At 37.3% G+C, this 19,498-nt stretch carries 17 protein-coding genes; 13 read left to right on the forward strand and 4 right to left on the reverse strand.

Annotation, left to right across the window (positions count from 1 at the left end; genetic code table 11):
* The first annotated feature begins 1,072 nt into the window (after positions 1–1,072).
* The 6 genes from CWO92_RS08875 to CWO92_RS08900 all read left to right on the forward strand — a co-directional run bounded on the left by CWO92_RS08875 (position 1,073) and on the right by CWO92_RS08900 (position 8,926).
* Complete coding sequence (locus CWO92_RS08875) at positions 1,073–2,902, forward strand: PAS domain S-box protein (RefSeq protein ID WP_158175816.1); 1,830 nt, start codon at positions 1,073–1,075, stop codon at positions 2,900–2,902.
* Positions 2,903–2,947: 45 nt separating this feature from the next.
* The gene (locus CWO92_RS08880) at positions 2,948–4,030 is read left to right on the forward strand and encodes a metallophosphoesterase (protein ID WP_101353854.1); all 1,083 of its coding nucleotides are present in this window, start codon (positions 2,948–2,950) and stop codon (positions 4,028–4,030) included.
* A 116-nt stretch (positions 4,031–4,146) separates the two neighbouring features.
* On the forward strand, positions 4,147–4,794 hold the full coding sequence (locus tag CWO92_RS08885) for an SIMPL domain-containing protein (RefSeq protein ID WP_101353855.1): 648 nt from the start codon (positions 4,147–4,149) through the stop codon (positions 4,792–4,794).
* A gap of 289 nt (positions 4,795–5,083) precedes the next feature.
* Positions 5,084–6,274, forward strand: coding sequence for a MalY/PatB family protein (locus CWO92_RS08890; protein WP_101353856.1), 1,191 nt, complete (start codon positions 5,084–5,086; stop codon positions 6,272–6,274).
* 54 nt (positions 6,275–6,328) lie between these two features.
* On the forward strand, positions 6,329–6,706 hold the full coding sequence (locus tag CWO92_RS08895; RefSeq protein WP_101353857.1) for a RidA family protein: 378 nt from the start codon (positions 6,329–6,331) through the stop codon (positions 6,704–6,706).
* 186 nt (positions 6,707–6,892) lie between these two features.
* Entirely contained in the window at positions 6,893–8,926 is a 2,034-nt protein-coding gene (locus CWO92_RS08900) for a Na+/H+ antiporter (protein ID WP_101353858.1), read from the forward strand.
* Positions 8,927–8,977: 51 nt separating this feature from the next.
* Here the strand turns inward: CWO92_RS08900 and CWO92_RS08905 are convergent, their stop codons facing one another.
* Entirely contained in the window at positions 8,978–10,051 is a 1,074-nt protein-coding gene (locus CWO92_RS08905; protein WP_101353859.1) for a branched-chain amino acid aminotransferase, read from the reverse strand.
* A gap of 166 nt (positions 10,052–10,217) precedes the next feature.
* Here CWO92_RS08905 and CWO92_RS08910 point away from each other — a divergent pair, with 166 nt between their 5' ends.
* Positions 10,218–10,889: a GNAT family N-acetyltransferase gene (locus CWO92_RS08910; RefSeq protein WP_233269793.1), complete on the forward strand. Its 672-nt coding sequence runs from the start codon at positions 10,218–10,220 to the stop codon at positions 10,887–10,889.
* On the opposite strand, the gene CWO92_RS08915 is transcribed toward CWO92_RS08910, so the two are convergent.
* From CWO92_RS08915 to CWO92_RS08925, 3 genes are all read right to left on the reverse strand, one after another.
* Positions 10,886–11,299, reverse strand: coding sequence for a hypothetical protein (locus tag CWO92_RS08915; protein WP_101353860.1), 414 nt, complete (start codon positions 11,297–11,299; stop codon positions 10,886–10,888). The genes CWO92_RS08910 and CWO92_RS08915 overlap by 4 nt on opposite strands.
* 280 nt (positions 11,300–11,579) lie before the next feature.
* Positions 11,580–12,245 (reverse strand): MgtC/SapB family protein, encoded by a 666-nt coding sequence (locus CWO92_RS08920; RefSeq protein ID WP_101353861.1) that lies wholly within the window; start codon positions 12,243–12,245, stop codon positions 11,580–11,582.
* Between the two features lie 126 nt (positions 12,246–12,371).
* Positions 12,372–12,845, reverse strand: a complete 474-nt coding sequence (locus tag CWO92_RS08925) for a low molecular weight protein-tyrosine-phosphatase (protein ID WP_101353862.1) — start codon at positions 12,843–12,845, stop codon at positions 12,372–12,374.
* 356 nt (positions 12,846–13,201) lie between these two features.
* Between CWO92_RS08925 and CWO92_RS08930 the strand changes: the two genes are divergently transcribed.
* From CWO92_RS08930 to CWO92_RS08955, 6 genes are all read left to right on the forward strand, one after another.
* Entirely contained in the window at positions 13,202–13,693 is a 492-nt protein-coding gene (locus tag CWO92_RS08930) for a PTS sugar transporter subunit IIA (protein ID WP_101353863.1), read from the forward strand.
* A gap of 190 nt (positions 13,694–13,883) precedes the next feature.
* Positions 13,884–15,140: a beta-ketoacyl-[acyl-carrier-protein] synthase family protein gene (locus tag CWO92_RS08935; protein ID WP_233269792.1), complete on the forward strand. Its 1,257-nt coding sequence runs from the start codon at positions 13,884–13,886 to the stop codon at positions 15,138–15,140.
* Positions 15,141–15,427: 287 nt separating this feature from the next.
* Positions 15,428–16,042, forward strand: a complete 615-nt coding sequence (locus CWO92_RS08940) for a 3'-5' exonuclease (RefSeq protein WP_101353865.1) — start codon at positions 15,428–15,430, stop codon at positions 16,040–16,042.
* Between the two features lie 26 nt (positions 16,043–16,068).
* Complete coding sequence (gene pepF / locus CWO92_RS08945; protein WP_101353866.1) at positions 16,069–17,865, forward strand: oligoendopeptidase F; 1,797 nt, start codon at positions 16,069–16,071, stop codon at positions 17,863–17,865.
* 137 nt (positions 17,866–18,002) lie between these two features.
* Positions 18,003–18,647 (forward strand): SDR family oxidoreductase, encoded by a 645-nt coding sequence (locus CWO92_RS08950; protein ID WP_101353867.1) that lies wholly within the window; start codon positions 18,003–18,005, stop codon positions 18,645–18,647.
* Positions 18,648–18,738: 91 nt separating this feature from the next.
* A complete protein-coding gene (locus tag CWO92_RS08955) occupies positions 18,739–19,494 on the forward strand; it encodes a class I SAM-dependent methyltransferase (protein ID WP_207767792.1) in 756 nt (251 codons plus the stop codon).
* The last annotated feature ends 4 nt before the right edge of the window (positions 19,495–19,498 follow it).

Below are 19,498 nucleotides of genomic sequence, written 5' to 3' on the forward strand. Positions count from 1 at the left end.
AGATAAATGTTGACTAAGAAGATTTTAACTTTGTATTTTTGTAAAAAAACGGAGTCACAGATCCAAAATACAAATGCAGATGAACAAGCTGTTATATAAAAGCCAAACGTATAAAATGGGTTAGTATTTGGAAAATTGGCTGGTTGTACAAGCATAAATGTAGGTATACATGCAAAAATAAAATAAAACAGCAAAATATAAGAAATAAAATTTCTTTGGATACCTATTTAATACGATTTGAATAGGTACTGCTACTATCAAATAACTAATAAAGGCACAAATGAAATAAAAAACAAAACCCAAAAGACCAAAATCATTTAGCAGCATAATATCCAGCAATAATGAAGATGAAATTAAACAAAAGAGATATTTAAAAAATACCACTACAAAAGGTTCGGTTTCTTTCAAGTTATCCTCTATTTCACAATGTATTCAAAAGAGAAAGATAATTCATAAGATACATTAAATTTTAGAGAAAAGGGTGAGGTATAATTACTCTTAATGATAGCATTATTTCGTAAATGTTTAAATTTGTTTTTCACTAAACCTATGTTCCAAGAAAACAGGAGCGCATCAATACTCTTTGATTCTGCTAAGTTTGAGTCCTTTTATTCAACTAAATGTATTATATCCTTCGTATTGCAATCCCCGCTATATTTCTGGGTGACCATCTTTATATTGATATTTGAAAGGGGTAGCTGGTAGAGAGTACCTGCGAGTCGAACTCAATCCTATCAGTTAAACAGTTGCTTCTGATTTACTTCAATATGATTTGCTGGTTGGGACTTATAATCTCGTATTTATCGTTATTCTTCTTGCAAAAGCAGAGGATATCTATCCTCACAGCTGCATGCGAACAGGCAGTAAATGGTTGTTTCAATAGACGGGTTAACAATGCCAAAAAAGTGTCCACGTGTGGAGGACAAAATCGTAAAATGTCCACGAGTGGTGCCTGGCACCATGTTTTCTATTTATTGAAAACATTCAGTATCGTTAGAGGGGAAGTTATAGTAAAATAGTAGATGTTAGTTCAAATATCTATACATATTAATAATTTATGGGGAATAAGGAAGTGAAACTTCTAATGAATGCGCTAAATTCCTTTATAGAAGGGGAAAAGGAATCTATCTCAAAAGTTAGTCATACTTTTATGGATCAATTATCTGATGCATTGTTTGTGTTGGATCATAATTGGCGTTTTACTTATTTCAATGCAGAAGCGGAAAAGTTACTTTTAAGGAAGCAAGAAGATATAATTGGAAAAATGGTTTGGGATGAGTTTCCGGAGGCATTTCGTACCACCTTTTATTATGAATATAACAAAGCAATGAGAGAAAATAAGCAAGTTCATTTTCAAGAGTTTTATCTTCCTTTGAGAGCATGGTTTGAAGTTAGAGCGTACCCTACAGAGGAAGGTCTACTTGTCCATTTTCACGATATTACACAAGAGAAAAGAGAACTGGACGAAAGTAGGCAGCATTACAAATCCCTGTTTGATCATAATCCAGATGCGATTTATTCATTAGATTTAAGTGGAAAGTATTTATCTGTTAACCGGAGTTTTGAAGAATTATTTGGATATTCATTGGATAACGCACTAAAGATAAACTACCATACATTAATAGCCAAGGAAGATCTAGAAAGAACGAACGGGCATTTCCAAAAGGCAGCAACTGGTGAAGTACAAAATTATAATGTAACCATCATTTCCAAATCGGGCAGAAGAATAATAGCGAATATAACGAATGTGCCGATAGTAGTAAACGGTGAGATAGTAGGGGTTTATGGAATTGCAAAGGATATAACCGGGCGTGTACAGGAGCAAGAGGAACTTTGTAAAAGTAAAGAAATTCACACATTAATCTCCGAAAACTCCCAGGACATTATTTCTATCTGTTCACCTGATGGAATCGTAACCTATATTACCCCTGCAGTTCAAAATTTATTAGGGTACAAGCCCGAAGAAATATTATATAAACATATCTCCTATTACTATCACCCAGATGATATCGCGAAATTATTGAATTTTACAAAGGATACGAGCGTAACGAGAGGCCGAATCCGACATAAAGATGGCAATTATATATGGTTCGAAATCAATAGTAAAATTATTCGGGATAAAAATGGTGATATTGAAAAAATTCTTGCTGTTGTGCGAGACATCAGTGAACGCATACAGGCTGAAACACTGATGAGAAAATCAGAAAAGCTATCCTTGGCTGGGCAATTAGCAGCCGGTGTTGCCCATGAAATACGCAATCCATTAACAGCGGTAAAAGGCTTCTTACAGATTTTGCAAAGCGGGGGGGAATTAAGAAAGGAATATTTAGATGTAATGTATTCTGAGATTACGAGAATTGAAGAAATCATCCATGAGCTTTTATTCCTCGCGCAGCCAACCAAATTGATTTTTGCTGAGCAAAATATAAACAACCTTTTGAACCACGTTGTAACACTGATGGGGACTGAAGCAATTAAGGAGAATATTAGAATAGAAACGGATTTGCACTGCAATCCTCTAATAATTAATTGTGAAGAAAACCAAATAAAACAGCTTTTTATTAATCTTGTAAAAAATTCAATTGAGGCAATGCCGAGAGGGGGAGAGGTTTTGATTAAAACAGAACCGGTAGCCGATGAAGTAATGATTACAGTTTCTGATACTGGCTACGGAATTCCGCCAGAAACTCTTTCCAAAATAGGTCAACCTTTCTATACGACTAAAGAAAAAGGTACAGGGTTGGGTTTGGCCGTCAGCTTTAATATCATAGATACACATCGCGGAAAGCTGACCATCAACAGTAAACCTCATCAAGGCACCACCTTTACCATAACTTTCCCTAGGGTGCCAGGCACCACTCGTGGACATTTAGCTGAATTGTCCTTCGGGGATGGACAGTAGTGAAGACGGGGTTAAAAGATTGCTGGTAAAAAGGAGTACATAACATTGGAGAAAATAACGGAATTATCCATTCCAAAAGATGCAAGAATCATTGTTATATCCGATATCCATGGAGAATTAGAACTTTTTCAAAGGCTACTGGAAAAAGTTCGTTTCGGCAAAGAGGATTATCTCATTATCAATGGTGACCTTTGTGAAAAGGGCAGCAATAGTATGGGAGTAGTTCAATACATTATGGAATTAGCTGCCAATAACCCGAGAGTTCATGTTATTGAGGGCAATTGTGATACCTTAGTAGAATACCTTTTAAACGAAGATCCCAATATAATCAATTATCTATGTGCAAGAAAGCACTCTATCATGAATGAATGGCTGGAGAAAATCGGGTACCAGCTTACGTCAGAATCAAGCGTTCAAGAGGTAAAAGAACAAATAATGAGTCATTTCTCAAAGGAAATAAACTGGTTAACAGAATTACCAACAGTCATTGAAACAGAACAGCATATCTTTGTTCACGCGGGGCTTGAGGATAAAAAAGACTGGAAGGACTCCAGTAGAGATGCTGCTATCTCCATTCCTGAGTTTTTATATAAGTCTCATCAAGCAAATAAATATGTTATCGTCGGTCATTGGCCAGTTGGAAATTATACCACAAAATTACTATCAAACAATCCAATCATCGATGATAAGAAAAAAATCATCGCCATTGACGGCGGCAATAATGTGAAAAATGTAGGACAATTAAATGCATTTATTATCCAATCGGGAGACGTCTTTTCTACAACCTATGTGGATCACTTTCCAGAAATGAAGGTGAAAAAGGCATTTAAAGCAGACCCATCCTGGTCAGGCGTTATTTCATATATGAACTATGCACTGCAACTGGTGGAAAAAGGCGAGCATTTCACCTTATGTAAACAACCGGAAACAAATCACTCTCTTTATGTGAAAAATGAATATATCCGTCAAACGGAAACTGGATATGAAGCGAAAGAGGAAGTATCTTGTTCCCAATTAAGCGTAGAACAAGGGGATGTTGTTTCCATCATTGACGATCGTTGTACAGGTTTTACTTTAATTAAGAAAGACGGATTGGTCGGTTGGATTGCCAAGGCAGCTTTGGAATAACAGGGAAAGGCAAATTCAAAGCAATTAAACCAGATGTAAAAATAAAATGAAAGCAATCTCCATTCCACCTTTTTCTTCATAAAACATTAGTAAGAAAAGAAAAAGGTGGAATTCTTATGTATTATCCTTCCTATCGAAGTGAATCTCCTCGTGTTATGACGGTGATTGGAACCGCACAACTATCTCAAAAGCCGGATACCGTTACTATTCATTTAGAAATAATGACAGAAAATCAACAACTCCAGCAAGCACAACAGGAAAACGCTTTTAAGATGAATCGAGTCATCCAAGCTCTATTACAAGCAGGATTAACAAAGGAAAATATCCAAACTTCTTCATATATTATTCATCCGAAATATGATTATGCTGATGGAAAGCAAGTGTTTAAGGGCTATCAAGTATTCAACTCGATAATGGTAAGAATAAAAAACCTCAATCAAGCCGGTCAAATGATTGATATAGCTGTCCAAAATGGAGTAAACCAGGTTTCTAATATTCAATTCTCCATAGAAAATCATCATCGTTTTTACCGAGAGGCACTGAGCAATGCTCTCATAAATGCTGTGTCCAAGGCACAAACAATTGCTGAAACATTAAAGGTAAAAATGGATCCGATTCCAATGAAAATAGTGGAGGAAATGCATGAAATGTCTCATCTTATGCAAAAATTCGCAGTGGTGGAGAATAGTATGTCCACCCCGATTGAACCAGGGGAAATCGTAATACAAGCGAAGGTCGAAGTGCAAATGGAGTTCTACGGGTGAATAACTGCATATTCTTTACAGCTGAAAAGCGCTAATTTGAATGTTTTTAATTTTCAATAAGAAAATTGACTCCTACATGGAAATAAAATATATTTATCATAATAAAAATTTCTGCTGAAACAGGTATTGGCCCCAATCTCATCAGAAGAAAACATGGATGTGATTCAATGCATTAAATGAAAAAAATGTCTTTTTCATTATGGGCTGTATCAGAGGTGGCAAAGCATAGGAAACAATGGAAGCAATAAACTATCGATGCTTAAATAAAGCTTAATGGAGGGAAATGAACATGAAATATAACTTTGACCAAGAAATTAATCGTTATAATACCAGCTCTGTAAAATGGGATGAAGTAGACACTATTTTTGGCGGAGAAAACCTATTACCGATGTGGGTGGCGGATATGGATTTTAAAGTGCCCGAGCCTGTAATCGAAGCGGTAAAACAACGAGCGGAGCACGGAATCTTTGGTTATACAGCAAGAAACGATTCCTATTACGAAGCCATCATCGGCTGGATGGAGCGGCGCCATAATTGGAAGGTGGAAAAAGATTGGATTTGTCATGCACCAGGTGTCGTTCCTGCGCTGGGAATGCTTGTTAGAACGTTTACCAAACCAGGGGATAAAATTATCATTCAACCACCTGTCTATTATCCTTTCACAAATGTCGTAGAGAAAAATGAAAGAGTCATTGTTCCAAATCCTTTGAAATACAAAAACGGTAGATATGTCATGGACTTGGAAGATTTGGAGAATAAAATCGACCAAGATGTGAAGATGATCATTATTTCTAGTCCTCATAACCCTGTTGGCAGAGTCTGGACGAAGGAAGAGCTCACCCAATTAGGTAATATTTGCTTGAAAAATAATATCCTTGTCGTATCGGATGAAATCCATTTTGATTTAATTTTAAAAGGGCATACCCATACACCTTTTGCCTCCATCTCAGAAGAATTTGCTCAGAATTCCATTGTTTGTACAGCTCCAAGTAAGACATTTAATCTTGCAGGATTGCAAACATCCAATATTATTATTCCGAATCCATCTTTACGGGAACAATTTACAAATACTATAGAATCCCTTTTTATAGGTATGACTAATACCTTTGGGCTTGTTGCAACAGAGAGTGCCTACCGTTACGGGGACGAATGGCTTGATCAATTACTAGAATATTTACAGCAAAATGCAGAGTTTTTAACAGATTATATCAATCAATATATACCTGAGCTGAAAGTAGTCCCATTAGAGGGCACCTATCTTGTATGGATTGACTGCAGAGATCTCAGTCTTGAAGTGAAACAGCTTGAACATTTAATGCAAAAGGAAGCGAAAGTTGCTTTAGATGAAGGCTATATATTTGGCAAATGGGGAGAAGGCTTTACCAGAATGAACATTGCTTGTCCGCGAACTACATTAGAGGAGGGCTTAAGAAGAATTGAAAAAGCAGTAAAAAGCATTAGAGGGGTTGCTTCGAAATAAAAAATTCCTAGATGTTATGCGAATAAGATATTTAAGAAATGGAGTTGAATAGAAATGTATAAGGCAGTTTTTACGGAAAAGGCACCAAAAGCGCTTGGTCCGTATTCCCAAGCGATTAGAGTGGGTGATTTCATGTTTATTTCTGGGCAAACTCCCATTAATCCTCAAACAAATGAAATAGTGGAGAGCGATATTGTTCTGCAAACTCGTCAGGCAATGGAAAATATTAAAGCCATTTTAGAACAAGAAGGACTGAGCCTTGACCATTTGGTGAAAACGACTATTTTCTTAAAAGATATGAACCAATTTTCCATTGTAAATGAGGAATATGGAAAATATCTCGGTGACCATCGCCCAGCTAGATCAACTGTCGAAGTAAGCCGTCTTCCGAAAGATGCCTTAATTGAAATCGAAGCCATTGCCACAGTTTAATAAACTTGTAGTTAAGTTTGCGTATTGGATGAATGTAAAGATCCTGAGTATTAGTGTCAGGGTCTTTTTTATTGTGAAAGGGGAAAAAGGCAGTAAATTTAATAATATTTTCCTTAATTAGTCAAATGGTGTTATAAAAGCAAAAATAATAAGAAAAATAAAAGGGATAAAGGAGAATGAAAATGAATGGATAATTTTTTGATTGTGTTATTGTTATTAGCTATTATTGGACTTTCTAATGTTATCAATCATCTAGTTCCGTATATTCCGGTTCCTCTAATTCAAATTGCACTTGGTGTAGTTATTGCTGTACTTCCATTCGGCATTCATGTCCCAATGGAATCAGAATTGTTTTTGGTATTATTTATTGCACCATTACTATTTAATGATGGCCGGAATACATCCAGAATTGCTTTATGGAAATTGAGGACCCCTATATTGCTGTTGGCACTTGGGCTTGTGTTTGTAACTGTATTTGTCATTGGATTTTTCATTCATTGGCTAATCCCAACTATCCCGCTGCCTGCATCTTTTGCCCTTGCTGCTCTTTTGTCACCGACAGATGCAGTTGCAGTAAGTGCAATGTCAAGCCGCGTAAAGATGCCAAGAATCATTATGCATATATTAGAGGGAGAGGGATTGATGAATGATGCATCAGGACTAGTTGCTTTCAATTTTGCCATTACAGCAATGGTAACAGGTGCCTTTTCTCTCGTAAACGCAAGCATAAGTTTCCTTATTATTGCAATTGGAGGCTTTGTGGGCGGAGCATTTTTAGCATTTATCATTATACGGATTAGGGTTCTATTGCGTAGCCTTGGAATGGAAGATGTAACCATTCATATGCTTATTCAAATTCTAACCCCTTTTGTCATTTATCTATTGATAGAACATATTCATCTATCTGGAATTTTGGCGGTAGTTGCTGCTGGTATCGTGCATGCGATTGAAAGGGATCGTGAAAAATCGCCGACTGTTGAACTGCAAGTGGTCTCCAAAAGCACATGGACGGTTATTTTATATGTTTTAAATGGGCTCGTATTTGTTTTACTGGGGCTTCAAATTCCGAGTGTGGCCACCACAATCTTTAAAGATCCATTATTTAATAATTTTGTTGTCATTAAATATATCATTATTATTACTACAGCATTGCTTTTCCTCCGCTTTGTTTGGGTTCTTCTTTCTGGGTGGATGGGTGTAAAGATAAAAAAACAAAAAGCTGATTGGTTCAAGCTTAGACATGCAGGAATTACTACCATTGCTGGTGTACGGGGAGCAGTAACTCTAGCTGGAGCTTTTTCGATTCCGTATGTTTTATCGGATGGCGGCCCATTCCCTGAACGATCGTTAATTATCTTTATTGCAGCTGGAGTTATCTTATTAACGCTTATAATAGCAAGTATATTTTTACCTCTCATGGCGAAACCGGATGGAGGGAACATCGCTCTGGAGCGGGAAAAGATGGAGAAAGCAGCGATGATTCAGATGAAAATTGCAGCGATTCGAGAAACAAGAAAGGTAATGAATGAAGACAATCGCACGGCTGCACTGTCTATTATTTCTTCTTATAACCAGAGAATTATCGAACTGCAAAGTGGAATAGGGGGACGTGATTCCCTTGATTTTAAAAAGGTAGAGAAACTCACGCGTTTGCAGGCCTTAGAAGCGGAGTCACAATACGTTGGAAAAATCGTAAAAAGGAAAGAAGTGGATCGCGAGACTGCTTATAAATTACAAGAACATATTCATAGGATGGAAATCGCTATTACAAACCAGCAGCGATTTCGAGCCCTCATTATTTGGAATATGTTAAGGAGGGCCAGTATTCGTTTTTTGCAATTTTTTTCTCCTAAAAAAGTGGAAATACGCCGACAACACAGGAAAAAGTTTCGTAAAATAGCAGAGCTAAAGATAGATATGGCGAAAGCAGCTATCCAGTTTTTAATAAAGAACATGACTCTGGAAAATCGGGATATTAGTTATGCTGTGATTGGTGAATACAATCAGTTAATTCAAAAACTAGAGGGAGCCAGGAATAACAAGGATTCAAGGATGGACGAACGTTTTGAAAGAGAATTAAAAGACAAGGCATTTCAAGCAGAACGAGATGAAATTCAAAATATGTTTGAACAAGGAGAAATTCCAATAGATTTAGTAAGAAAGCTGCGGAGGCAAATAAATATGAGAGAAGTTTATTGGATGGAAGGAAATAGTATTTGAAGTCATGAATAAGCCCCTCTTTCTCGTTGCAAAGAAAAAGGGGCTTGTTTATCACTTAACTTCAACTGTCCAATCAAATAAATCAGGTTCTAATCCATTCTGAATACTGGTCAGTGTATCGTAGATTTTTTGAGAAAGCGATCCGGTTTTTCCATTGTTAATCACCATTTTTTCGCCTTCCCAGTTCAATTCTCCAACTGGTGAAATGACAGCTGCTGTCCCAGTCCCAAACACTTCTTCCAGTTCTCCATTTTTGAAGCTGTCATAAATTTCATCGATGGATATTCTTCGTTCCTGGACTGGAACACCCCAATATTTAAGAAGGTTTATAACAGAATCACGCGTAACCCCAGCTAAAATACTGCCGTTTAGTTCAGGAGTTACAACCTTTCCATTGATTTTAAAGAAAATGTTCATACTCCCTACTTCTTCAATATATCTTTTTTCAATACCGTCCAACCATAATACTTGGGAATACCCTTGTTTTTCCGATACTTCCTGAGCTTTTAAACTAGCAGCATAATTTCCGGCTGTTTTCGCCTTTCCAGTTCCTCCTTCTACTGCCCGGACAAATTCTCGTTCTACAAAAATTTTAACAGGATGAATTCCTTCTTTGTAATAGGAACCTACCGGCGATAAAATAATCATCAACTTGTATGATTTTGATGCTGCTACACCAAGATAAGGTTCCGTTGAAATAATAAAAGGACGGATATATAACGATGTCCCCTCAGCAGAAGGTACCCAATCCTTATCGAGATTAACCAACTGCTTTAAAGCATTCAATACAAAATCCTCATCTATTTGTGGGATACACAAGCGCTCATTTGAAAGATTTAATCTTTCCATATTCTTTTCAGGTCTAAAAAGAAGTACTTTGTCCTCCTTTGTCCTATAAGCTTTCAATCCCTCAAATACCGTTTGTCCATAGTGAAAGATCATGGCAGCGGGGTCTAATGTGATGGGCTGGTAGGGCACAATCCTAGGCTCGTACCAACCTTTCTCTTCAGAATAATCCATCATGAACATATGGTCAGTAAAAATTCTGCCAAATTCTAGTTGATCTGAAGCGGGTTTTGCTTTCCTTGATTGGCTGTGGGTAATTTGAATTTGTTGATTTTCCATGTTTGATCCTTCTTTTCATGTGAGTTTAATAATTTTAAGTACTATTATTACAGTTTTAAAGTAGTAAAGCAATCCCTTTTGCAAGAATATTAAATAAATTTGAGGAGTAGTTTGGGTTTAAATCGAACTATATATAGAGATAAATATTATAGGAGGAATAGTACAGTTGTCCAATTTAGAACTCATGAAGCTTCATGTAAATGTTTTATTTCAACATAATGGCGAAAATAAAATTACATATGTGAACGAACCTCCACATGAGGAGGCGCCACGGTTATTTATCGGTGGGACAAAAGATGGATACGTAGTAAGGTATCATCATTCTCTCTGTGAAGAGATGGTCAAAGACTTGGCCCGAATTATAGGTTCAGATAGTAATCCTCCTTTAGCTGAAATAATCCAAATCCTAAACCAGAATCGAGAGCTAGACAGTGTATGGATTGGACCTGCATATATTTTTCCATATGTGAAAAGCAGTGCAACAAAAGCGGTGAAAATCACTCCATCCAATAAAGAAATGTTATTACCGCAATTCCCCTTTACATTTAATGAATTTGAGTTAAGGCAACCATGTTACGCAATTGTTCAAGATGGGATGGTGGTTTCATTATGCATGAGTGCTAGACAAACCGATGTTGCTGCTGAGGCTAGCTTATACACCATGGAAGATTATCGCGGAAAGGGCTATGGGGTAGATGTTGCAAACGCATGGGCTGCTGAAGTGCAGAGTCAGGGGAAGGTAGCTTTGTATAGCACTTCTTGGGATAACTTTTCCTCACAATCAGTGGCGAAGAAACTGAATTTGAAACAATTTGGAACAGATATACATATTCGCTAATTTGGGGTTGGAGCTTTTTCTCTTTCCTTTAAAATATCCTGGATTATTGCTAAATGAAAAGCTGCCCAGGCTTTTTCACGAAAATGGAGGAGAACACTAATCACAAGAATAAGAAGATATATAAAACCAAAAATAGCCCATAGTTTACTCCCCTCATGAAAAAGAAATTTCTGTAATTGAGTGGCGAACAGAAACAACAGCCAAGGAATAGAGGAAACAAAAAGAGGAATAATGCCAGATGCACTCTTCTCCTTTAGCATGCGATAGTATATAAGGGTTAATGTTTTGCTATCAATCGATTCATAAAATTCCTTTACTTCCTTAATTTCATTCAAAAATTCGGCTTGGCTGACGCCTTTTTCTTTTACTTGTAAATAGACTTTATGAGCATCTCCGCGAAAAGAAAACATCTTATTCTCCTTTTATAAAGTAACTTGATTTTTTTAGTTTGTGAAAATAGGTTTAATCTATACGGTTTTGAATTGCGAAGCTATGTGATATACGAAGGTGGGAGTGGAATGAGAAAAGGGTTATCAAGAATTGAGATAGGTGCACGAAGACGGAATCAACTAAAAAGGGAGAGGTGCCCGAAAGCTGGATATCAAACTAGATTCGGGCTCTGAAAGATACGGAATAATTCTTTATAGGACTCAAAATAAGCGCTTTATAGAGAAAAGGGTTTTATAATTTCTAGTCAAATTTAATCCTTTCAATCTCCGGCAATACTTGCAGTAATTTTACAATTTCGTTATCCTTTATTGTCTTCTTTGATTTTAGTTGAAAGTCGATGGAGTAGTGAGTATGTGTATCAGAGGATATAACTGTTACTTGATAGCTCACTACGTCAATCTGTTGGGATGTTAAGATATCTAAGATGTTTACTATGACTTCATTGGAAGTAACATGGATATTTAATTTATGAACCTTGGATATAATCGGCTGAAATAGTCTTTTTAACACCTCTAGCCCAACTAAAACAAGAATTGTTCCACAAATACTAACGATGTACATACCAGCTCCAATCGCTAGCCCGATGCCTGCTGTTGCCCAAAGTCCTGCTGCAGTAGTCAAACCGCGAACGGATTGTCGCTGTACTAAGATGGTGCCAGCTCCTAAAAAACCGACTCCACTGACTACCCCAGCTGCAATACGGCTTGGATCTAACTCTATTGTCCCTGTATGTACAACATCATAGAAGGCGTATTTAGATACTATCATCGCAAGGGCGCTGCCAACTGCAACCAAAAAATGAGTGCGCAAGCCTGCTTCTTTAAAACGCTTTTCCCTTTCGAAGCCAACAAGTGCTCCAAGAATTCCAGCTATCACAAGTCTTGCCATGAGTTCCAATTCTGTCATAGTATTCTTTCCCCTCTATACAATGTTTCACTATTGGGTTACACCAATGTGTTTGTATTCAGAAAGTACTCTTCATTAATACCCATAATACATGGCTTTGAAACGAGGAAAAAATTCATAATCGAGTTATTTCACTAATAACGGATGTTCTTCAAGAATTTTTTCAAGTAGTGCGCTACAGCCCTCTGAAACTAAATCATATGTTTCCTGAAAATCACCTGTATAATACGGATCCGGAACGTCCTTTTTGTGTTCGGTTAAATCCAGCAGTCGAAAAATTTTCGGATGGTTGGGCTGTCCAGTTAATTGATAAATGTTTCTAACATTACTATTATCCATTCCAATTATGTATTCAAACTTCTCAAAATCCTCTTTTTTCATTTGGCGTCCAACAAGACCCTCAGTCGAAACATCGTATTTTTTCAAAATAGAAAGGGTGCCTTTATGCGGAGGATTTCCAACATGCCAGGAACTAGTTGCTGCTGAATCCACAGATATCTTATCACTTAAATTTTCTTTTATAAGCATGTCGCGAAATAATGCCTCTGCCATAGGGGAGCGGCAGATGTTGCCAAGGCAAACAAATAGAACATTAATCATGTTTACAACTCCTTTTCCTCTATTATAATATACCGCTACTTTGGATGATAATAATGTAAAGCTAATTGAAAGTGATATGCCTTTTTAAACCTAATTTTACAGATGCATACCGAAAGAATAAACTAAAGTGTTTTCGTTAAATATGGAATCGGAGTGGAAAAGTGGGGATTTTATCCTACTACTTTTATGTTAATATTTTAAAAGATTTGATGTTTAGGATTTTTGAAAACCTATTCTTGTGTTAGAATAGAAATCGTTTTCAACTATAGGTATTCTTTTTTTATCAATACCGTCCATTAGAAGAATGCCCCCCATTAATGAACTTCCTTTTTATTCGCATGCTAGGAGGAATTTACATGTTTAAATCGTTATTTAAAAGAGCTGAAAGTACTATTAATTTAGTGGCACCACTAACTGGGAAAGTTGTTCCGCTTAATGAAGTTCCAGACCAAGTCTTTTCTGAAAAAATGATGGGAGATGGTGTAGCTATTGTTCCATCTGATAATGCTGTTTACTCACCAATCGATGGTGTAGTTGCCAGTGTTTTTCAAACAAAACATGCTATTGCGTTACGCTCAAATGAGGGAGCGGAAATATTAATTCATATGGGATTGGATACCGTTAATCTTAAGGGGGAAGGTTTTGAGATAAAGGTATCGGATGGAGAAAAGGTAAGTAAGGGTAAATTGCTGGCATATTTTGATATAAAGAAAGTAACAGATTGTGGTTATGAAGTCATTACGCCGATTATATTATTAAATGATGACCAGTTCGAAATTAATCATCAATCTATTAGTAATGAGGTTAATGGTGGAACAGATAATCTGCTAGAAATAAATAAAAAATAATTTTAAAAATAGAGTACTTTTGCCATTAGGTAAAGGTACTTTTTTATTCCTTGAAAACTGAAAATACAAAAAAAGCGTCTTATTGTATGAATATGAAAAAAAGAGTTATATTTAATTATGACATCATATATTTTTTATCTACCATATCGGTACGAATATCTCTTATTTGGAATAGTAGGAAGTGAATAAAATGACACGAATTGTCGTGACCGGAATGGGGGCAGTTACTCCGTTCGGGATTGGAGTTAACCCCTTTTGGGAATCATTGCTTGCCGGAAAGTCTGCTGTGAAAGAAACAAGAAATGAGCTTTGGAAAAAGTGGGTTCCGGTTTTAGCAGAAATCCCTAATTTTGATCCGTTAGAGTTTCTGCCAAAGAAATTAGTAAGAAATACTGATCGGTTTACACAAATTACCCTTATCGCAGCAGCTGAAGCAATCAGGGATGCAGGATTGTCTTCGGATGATCCAGAAATTGCTTGGCAACCTAATGTATCTGCTCATAGGATAGGCATATCTGTTGGTACAGCATACGGCGGTGTCGGTACTCTAGCAGAAGGAGCTGAAATATTGGCAGCCAATCCTGATAAAAGAATGAGTCCGCGCTTATTATCGAAATCATTGCCGAATGCGGCGGCGGCAGCGCTCGCCTTGCATTATGCAGTTCGCGGACCAGTCATGACCTATACAACAGCATGTGCTTCTTCAGCGAATTCGATAGGTGAGGCAATGGGATGGATACAAACTGGAAAAGTAGATATGGTGATTGCAGGAGGCGCTGAGGCTCTCTTCTCTCCGGTCGTATTATCCAGTTTGCGTTCCGCGGGAGCTATTGCGACAGAAGGTCCCGAAGATTGGAGTACTTGGAGTAGACCATTTGATGCTAATCGGAAGGGAATGGTTGCCGGAGAAGGTGCTGCCTTTATCGTGTTGGAGCCTTATGAACGTGCAGTGGAACGCGGTGTGAAAATTTATGCGGAGCTTGCCGGCTATGGTGCTTCCAACGATGCCTATCATGAAACAGCACCACATCCTGAGGGTGCAGGAGCGGCACTGGCTATTGAGCAAGCAATCGAAGATGCCGGTATCAAAGCGGATGAAATTGATTATATCAATGCTCATGCTACAGCAACGCCTGCAGGTGATAAGGCGGAATCACTTGCTCTTAAGAGAGTTTTTGGCAATCAGCTCGCTCATATCCCAGTTAACTCTATCAAAGGTGCGATTGGCCACTTAATTGGAAGTGCGGGTGCTATTGAAAGTATAGCATGCATTAAATCTATCGAAACGGGAATGCTGCCGCCAACACTTCATTGTACAGAGCCGGATTCTGATGCCCCAAGTAATCTTGTATTACAGACGCAACAGCATCCAGTAAAACATGTATTATCTAACTCCTTTGGATTCGGTGGCCAGAATGGCTCGCTAATTTGGAAAAACGTAGAGTAAGGATAGAAGACCAAGTCGCATAGGATTTGGTCTTTTATTGTAAAATAGATGGACGGGAGGGAGGACCCAAGATCTGTCATCAAGCAAAAAATCAGTGATTTACTAATGATTTTAGGCTTTAGGGGCTTCTGGGTCTTCTAATAAGACTAAGACATTTTTTATAGGCAAAATCATAAAAAATGCAGGACAATAAAGGGTATAATAAGAATATAGTAAGTGAAGTATTTTTGTAACCGAAAAGTTAAGATTATTTTAAATACTTTCTAGTAGGGTAGAAAGGAGCTAGAATGAAAAATTTTATCGCATTCGATTTTGAAACGGCAAACCGAAATCGCCACAGCATTTGTTCTGTTGGGATGGTATTTGTGGAGAATGGCAAAATCGTGGATTCTGTTTATTCACTGGTTGATCCGGAAGAATCATTTGATTATCATAACATTTTAGTCCACGGTATTCGAGCGGAAGATGTAGAGGGAGCGCCAACCTTTAATACTTTTTATGAATCGATTCAAGACAGGATTGAGAATCAAGTTATGGTTGCCCATTTCCTACCATTTGATGGTTATGCTTTAAGGGATAATTTAAATCGTTACAATGTAACACCTGTCTCCAGCAAATTGCTTTGCAGCTATCAACTATCTAAAAAACTGTTAAAAGGACGTTCAAGCTACACACTGAAATCTTTGTGCGAGCATTATAACATTGACCTTCTCCATCATCATAATGCCTTGGATGATGCAAAAGCTTGCGCCGAAATCATGATAAATCTTGCCACCGAATTTGCACTGGATGACCTCGAATCAATATTTCAAAAAACAAATATCAGGGCTGGCGAAATTGCACCAAGCTACTATCGTTCCTCGTTAGTATCGAAAAAACAGATTTCAAGTGATGCTTCTTAAACTTATTAAAAGGAGAAATGAAAAAAATGACTACATATTCCTCAAGACAAGAAGTGCCAGAAAAGGAAAAGTGGAATTTAGCAGATATTTATCCAACCTTAGAAGATTGGCAAAAAGATGTTCAGTATATTGAGCAGGCTGCCGAGAATTTGAAAAAATTCGATGGGAATATTCATGATGGCAAGTCTTTGCTTGCGTATTTAACAGAAAGTGAAAAAGTATCGTATAAATTTGGCAAAGTATTTGCTTATGGGATGCTTCACGTGGATCTGGATACAAGAGATACAGCTTCCCAATCCCTTCAGGATAAGGCAAAACAGCTGGGAGTAAAGGTGAATGCGGCCACCTCCTTTTTCATGCCATTCTTACTTGGCTTAGAAGAGTCAACATTGAAAGCTTATATGGAGGAAGAAGAAGGACTCCAATACTTTGAAAAAGACTTACGTGATGCTTATCGTTATAAAGCACATGTCTTATCAAAGGAAAAGGAAGAAGTCTTGTCACAGTTGGGTGAAGCACTATCCGCACCTAGTCATACATATGGCATGTTGAATAATGCAGATATTAAGTTTGGTGAAGTAACGAAGGATAATGGTGAAAAAGTAGAGCTTACACGCGGCATGTATGCAAAGCTTATTGAAGATACAGACCGAAATAAGCGGAAAGAAGCATATAAGGCATACTATCAGCCATATGTACACCTGAAAAACTCAATCGCATCCACTCTTGGGGCAGCCATTAAAAACAATGTGACGGTTTCCCGTTTGCGAAATTATTCTTCTGCTCTAGAAAAAGCATTGTTTGCAGATAATGTGCCAAAAGAAGTGTATGATAATTTAATCTCTACGACGAAACAAAATATTGCTCCGCTTCATAAATATGCGGAGATTCGTAAAGACAGGCTTGGATTGGATGAGCTTCGTCAATATGATTTAAGTGTTCCACTTGTGGAAGGAGTAGAAAAAGAAATTTCCTTTGATGAGGCATACGAAACAATGTTAAATGCACTCCGTCCGCTAGGGGAAGATTACATCAACACACTCGCCTCCTTCAAGGATGCACGATATATTGATGTTCGTGAAACGCCTGGGAAACGATCCGGTGCTTATAACATGGGGGTATATGGCGTTCATCCTTATGTTTTATTAAATCATCGTGATAATATCGATGGATTATTTACATTGGCACATGAAATGGGTCACGCTATGCATAGTCATTATTCTCACGAAACACAGCCTCAGAATACAGCAAGATATAGTATATTTGTGGCGGAAGTGGCCTCCACTGTGAATGAAGTTCTATTAATTAACTACCTGCTAAATAAGGAAACGGATGAAAAACTCCGTCAGTATTTGCTCAATCATTTTATCGACAAATTTAAAGGAACCTTATTTACGCAAGTTATGTTTGGCGAGTTTGAAAAAATCACACATGAATTAGCGGAAAAAGGCGAGTCATTAAATGAAAAAGTATTTAGTGAAGTATATGAAAAGCTGTTTAGAGAATACAATGGCGATGAGATCGTCTTTGATGAGGAAGTAAAATATGGCTGGTCGAGGATTCCTCATTTCTACCGCCCATTCTATGTATACAAATATGCAACAGGCTTTGCTTCCGCAGTCCATATTGCTAATAGAATCCTAGATGGAGATGCACAGACGCAAGCTTCCTATCTTGAATTTTTGAAAAGTGGAAGTTCTGAATATCCACTTGATCTTTTAAAGAAAACTGGTGTAGATTTAACCACTCCAGAGCCGGTAGAAAACGCACTAAAGCAGTTTAGCGAATTAGTGGAAGAATTTGCAAAAGCACCGACAAAATAAAATCTGCTCCAATGAAGCATACCAATTTAACAAATCTGGTATGCTTTTTTCTACGTAAGATGGGAATGTAAGCTGCCTCTAGGGCAATAATATGGAACAGTGAACTGTAATAGAAATGAAAGAGAGGAGTTTTTATTTTGAAGGTTTTGGTAATTGGAGCTAACGGACAAATTGGAAAACAGTTGGTACAGTTATTGCACGACAGTCCGGAATATAGCGTAAGAGCGTTAGTGCGAACAGAAAAGCAAGTAGAGGAGTTTGAACACTTAGGTATGGAGGCAATATTAGGTAACCTTGAAGGAACAGTGGAGCAGCTTGAGGAAGCTGCTAAGACCTGTGATGCAGTGGTCTTTACGGCAGGTTCAGGAGGACATACAGGATATGATAAAACACTTTTAATTGATCTTGATGGTGCTGTAAAAATGATGGAGGCGTCTGAAAAGGCAGGAGTGAAAAGATTTATTATGGTCAGTGCTCTACAAGCTCATCATCGCAAAAATTGGAACGAGAAAATCAAGCCATATTATGTCGCAAAACATTATGCTGATAGAATGCTTGAACAAAGTCAGTTAACCTACACCATTATACGACCAGGTGGACTGGTGAACGAGCCTGGCACAGGGAAGGTGAAAATAGCCGAAAACCTTGAAAGAGGCTTTGTACCTAGGGAAGATGTGGCCAAGACTATCCTTGCAGTTTTGAACGAAGCCAATACCTTTCATAAGTCCTTTGATATTGTTTCAGGTGAAATCCCTATTTCTGAAGCGGTAAAAAATATATAAATATTGTTCTTAATATGCACCTTTTCTACATATAAAGACAAAAAAGGGGAGTGCATTAATTCCTTAAGAAAATGCTCATTGGTGTGTGATGATGAAAAATATAAGCAAATTTAATGGAAAATCAATCATGTATTCAAAATTCCGTCCAGATTATCCAAATGAATTAGTGATGGACATGATTTTTGAAAATACATTAACCAGTAATTCGATCATTGCCGACATTGGATCAGGAACGGGAATAATGACAAAGAAATTATTAGACGAAGGCTTCAAAGTATTCGCCGTTGAACCAAATACCGAAATGCGTATGGTTGCGGAAGAAAAGCTGCAGAAATACAAACTTTTCAATTCTATTGAAGGATCTGCAGAGTATACCACATTATTAAAAATGAGTGTTGATTTCATAACAGTTGCACAAGCATTTCATTGGTTTCATGTAAAAAGGTTTCAAAAGGAATGTCAAAGAATATTAAAGAAAAATGGTAAAGTCGCCATAATATCCAATGAACGAATGGCAGCAACTTCTATTAACCAAGAAATTGAAATCGCCTATAAACAATGCTGTCCAGATTTTAATGGATTTTCAAATGGATTTGCTAATTCTGAAGAAATTTACGATAGATTTTTTCAAAAAAACTATTCAAGAAAAATATACAATAACCCGCTATTATTTGATAAAACTGGCTTTATTGGCCGGCACTTATCCTCTTCCTTTTCCTTAACGAAAGGCGATAGATTGTATCCGAACTTAGTAGAAGCATTAAGCAACATATTTGATAAATACAGTAAAGATGACGTTATTGCAGTGCCTAACCTAACTAAATATCGATGTGGTTTTGTCCATTAATGGA

It is taken from the genome of Heyndrickxia camelliae, assembly GCF_002844575.1.
GTDB lineage: Bacteria > Bacillota > Bacilli > Bacillales > Bacillaceae_C > Margalitia > Margalitia camelliae.

Coding starts and splice junctions, on each gene's coding strand:
- CWO92_RS08885 (WP_101353855.1), top strand. CDS start 4,147: ATGTATTATCCTTCCTATCGAAGTGAATCTCCTCGTGTTATGACGGTG.
- CWO92_RS08890 (WP_101353856.1), top strand. CDS start 5,084: ATGAAATATAACTTTGACCAAGAAATTAATCGTTATAATACCAGCTCT.
- CWO92_RS08895 (WP_101353857.1), top strand. CDS start 6,329: ATGTATAAGGCAGTTTTTACGGAAAAGGCACCAAAAGCGCTTGGTCCG.
- CWO92_RS08900 (WP_101353858.1), top strand. CDS start 6,893: ATGGATAATTTTTTGATTGTGTTATTGTTATTAGCTATTATTGGACTT.
- CWO92_RS08905 (WP_101353859.1), bottom strand. CDS start 10,051: ATGGAAAATCAACAAATTCAAATTACCCACAGCCAATCAAGGAAAGCA.
- CWO92_RS08915 (WP_101353860.1), bottom strand. CDS start 11,299: ATGTTTTCTTTTCGCGGAGATGCTCATAAAGTCTATTTACAAGTAAAA.
- CWO92_RS08920 (WP_101353861.1), bottom strand. CDS start 12,245: ATGACAGAATTGGAACTCATGGCAAGACTTGTGATAGCTGGAATTCTT.
- CWO92_RS08925 (WP_101353862.1), bottom strand. CDS start 12,845: ATGATTAATGTTCTATTTGTTTGCCTTGGCAACATCTGCCGCTCCCCT.
- CWO92_RS08930 (WP_101353863.1), top strand. CDS start 13,202: ATGTTTAAATCGTTATTTAAAAGAGCTGAAAGTACTATTAATTTAGTG.
- CWO92_RS08935 (WP_233269792.1), top strand. CDS start 13,884: ATGACACGAATTGTCGTGACCGGAATGGGGGCAGTTACTCCGTTCGGG.
- CWO92_RS08940 (WP_101353865.1), top strand. CDS start 15,428: ATGAAAAATTTTATCGCATTCGATTTTGAAACGGCAAACCGAAATCGC.
- pepF (WP_101353866.1), top strand. CDS start 16,069: ATGACTACATATTCCTCAAGACAAGAAGTGCCAGAAAAGGAAAAGTGG.
- CWO92_RS08955 (WP_207767792.1), top strand. CDS start 18,739: ATGAAAAATATAAGCAAATTTAATGGAAAATCAATCATGTATTCAAAA.